Source organism: Streptomyces sp. NRRL S-350 (genome assembly GCF_000719705.1).
Taxonomy (GTDB): domain Bacteria; phylum Actinomycetota; class Actinomycetes; order Streptomycetales; family Streptomycetaceae; genus Kitasatospora.
On sequence record NZ_JOHO01000218.1, the window covers coordinates 1 to 313 of the forward strand.

General features: G+C 63.6%; 1 protein-coding gene. It reads left to right on the plus strand.

The features are described from left to right. The coding region (locus tag IF30_RS46205) for a transposase (RefSeq protein WP_158836008.1) at positions 1-195 on the plus strand (195 nt) is incomplete at its 5' end. Positions 196-313: the final 118 nt, after the last annotated feature.

Genomic DNA, 313 nt, shown 5'->3' on the forward strand with positions numbered 1-313 from the left:
CGCGGCCAGAGCGAACTCCCAGGCTGGAAAGAGGAACACAACAAGTCCCACAAGCAGGTCCGAGCCCGCGTTGAGCACGTCTTCGCCCGTATGAAGACGTGGAAGATTCTCCGCGACTGCCGCCTCAAAGGAGACGGAGTCCACCACGCCATGCTCGGAATCGCCCGGATGCACAACCTCGCCCTCGCAGGATAGGTCGGCGAACTGCACGACAGCCCGCCATGCCCGAGGATGCCGTCGGCCCGGCTGGTGATCGGCGCCGTACCGGTGCCGCATCTGACGGCTCGAAGATCATTTACGGGACAACCCTTAG